The sequence below is a fragment of the Arthrobacter sp. Y3225116 genome, from assembly GCF_059091245.1.
The window spans coordinates 1-2,024 of the sequence record NZ_JBNHGL010000366.1 but is presented as its reverse complement, the minus strand read 5'-3'; the positions used below and the strand labels follow the sequence as shown (position 1 = coordinate 2,024).

The window sequence follows — 2,024 nt, the reverse complement described above, 5'->3', positions numbered from 1 at the left end:
GGAAGCCGCGGCGGCCGACAACGAGGAGGCCGGCCGCGCCGGGGAGCTGGGCTCCGTCGGCCTGGTGGTCGGCGCCACGGTCCGGGCCGAGGTGATGGAACGGCTCGGGGTGGACCTGGCCGCGGTCAACGGGCCGCTGCTGGCCCCCGGGCTGGGCGCCCAGGGCGCCACCGGGGCGGACATCGCGGCGGCCTTCGGCTCCGCCGTCGGGAATGTCCTCGCTACCTCCAGCCGGGACATCCTCCAGGCGGGCCCGGACCCCGCCGCCTTGCGCGCCGCCGCCGACCGCACCCTGGCCGGTCTGGCGGGCCTCGTGGGCTGAGCAGCCGGCCGGGCTGGGGGCCCCGTGCACACCTCCTGCCCCGTGCAGCACACCTCCTGCGCCGGGCAGCCGGCCCTCAGCCGCGGCGTTGCCGTTCTGGTAAGTTCAATTCATGCCCAATATGCCCGCCCGGCATCTTGTCCGACGGGCCGGATTGTCTGGAGGAGCTGTGGGTCTTCGACCGCTGACGGAGAGCGAACGCACCACCGCCCGGCTAAAAGCGACGGCCGCCCGGGTCGAACGTGCGGAGATCAAGGCCAAAGTGAAATCCGGCGCCATGACCGTCGCCGAGGTGATCGAGGCGGCCGCGTCGATGGAATCGGTCGGCCGGCTGCGCGTGGCCGAACTGCTCGAATCGTTGCCGGGCATCGGACCGGTCCGCGCCGCCGCCATCATGGAGACGGTCCGCATTGCGCCCAGCCGCCGGCTGCGCGGGCTCGGCATCCACCAGCGGCGCGCCCTGATAGACCACTTGGAATCCCAGTAACAGATGGAAGATATGTCCGACAAACCCCGCCTGACCGTTCTCGCCGGCCCCACGGCCGTCGGCAAGGGCACCGTTTCCACCTACATCCGCGACAACTACCCCGACGTCTGGCTTTCGGTGTCCGCCACGACCCGCGAACCGCGGCCCGGCGAGCAGGAGGGCGTCCACTACTTTTTCGTCGGCCCCGAAGAGTTCGAACGCCTGGTGGCGGCCGGCGAGATGCTGGAATGGGCCCTGGTGCACGGCCGGAACCGCTACGGCACGCTGCGGCGCACCGTGGACGAGGCCATGGCAGACGGAAAGTCCGTGCTTTTGGAGATCGACCTGCAGGGCGCCCGGCAGGTCAAGCAGTCCATGCCCGATGCCACGTTCGTGTTTCTGGCCCCGCCCAGCTGGGAGGAAATGGTCCGCCGGCTGGTGGGACGCGGCACCGAAACACCCGAGGAACAGCAGCGCCGGCTGGAAACCGCTAAACTGGAACTTGCTGCCGAGCCCGAGTTCGATTTCACCGTCGTTAACGACGATGTCAAGCGGGCGGCAGACGAGCTCGTTTCATTGATGGGACTTGTTCCGCACCCGCGCTGAGCGGGCCCGAAAGAACACGTCCCGGAACCCATTGGAGATTTTGTGTCGACCAACCTCGAAGGCATCATCAACCCGCCGATCGACTCCCTGCTGGAAGCAACGGATTCGAAGTACGCGCTGGTGATTTACGGTGCCAAGCGTGCCCGCCAGATCAACGCCTACTACTCGCAGCTGCACGAAGGCCTGTTCGAGTATGTCGGCCCGCTGGTGGACACCAAGCTGAACGAGAAGCCGCTGTCCATCGCGCTGCGCGAAATCAACGAGGGCCTGCTGGTCAGCAAGCCCGTCGAAAAGCCCGCAGAGTAACCAGCGTCTAACACCGGGGCAGGCATGCGGATCATTCTGGGCGTGGGCGGCGGGATCGCCGCCTACAAGTCGGCATCCCTGCTTCGGTTGTTTAAGGAGGCCGGCCACGAGGTGACGGTCATGCCGACCGACGCCGCCGAGAAGTTTGTTGGCCGCGCCACCTGGGAGGCCCTCTCCGGCAACCCGGTGAGCAACAGCGTGTTCGACGCCGTCGAGTCGGTCAACCACGTGGGCGTCGAAGATGTCCTCGTCCTTGGCGGTGCCGAAGACCTTCTCGAGGTTGGTCAGCTGGAACGGACCCACCTCGGGCTTGAACACGGCGGG

At 67.7% G+C, this 2,024-nt stretch carries 4 protein-coding genes and 1 pseudogene; all 5 read left to right on the top strand.

What is annotated here, in order from left to right:
* Window positions 1-322, top strand: a pseudogene (locus tag AC5RV2_RS17410) (orotidine-5'-phosphate decarboxylase); the annotation flags it as partial.
* A gap of 169 nt (window positions 323-491) precedes the next feature.
* Entirely contained in the window at window positions 492-809 is a 318-nt protein-coding gene (mihF, locus tag AC5RV2_RS17405) for an integration host factor, actinobacterial type (protein WP_494067905.1), read from the top strand.
* 12 nt (window positions 810-821) lie between these two features.
* Window positions 822-1,394 carry a guanylate kinase gene (gmk, locus tag AC5RV2_RS17400; protein WP_494093375.1) on the top strand — a complete coding sequence of 191 codons (573 nt, stop codon included), beginning with the start codon at window positions 822-824 and terminating at the stop codon, window positions 1,392-1,394.
* 42 nt (window positions 1,395-1,436) lie between these two features.
* Complete coding sequence (rpoZ, locus tag AC5RV2_RS17395; protein ID WP_494093374.1) at window positions 1,437-1,700, top strand: DNA-directed RNA polymerase subunit omega; 264 nt, start codon at window positions 1,437-1,439, stop codon at window positions 1,698-1,700.
* A 24-nt stretch (window positions 1,701-1,724) separates the two neighbouring features.
* Window positions 1,725-2,024 (top strand): flavoprotein (locus tag AC5RV2_RS17390; RefSeq protein ID WP_494093373.1); only part of this gene is annotated, 300 nt, incomplete at its 3' end.

Excerpts from the sequence above, each read along its gene's own strand:
- gmk (WP_494093375.1), top strand. The coding sequence starts at position 822 with ATGTCCGACAAACCCCGCCTGACCGTTCTCGCCGGCCCCACGGCCGTC.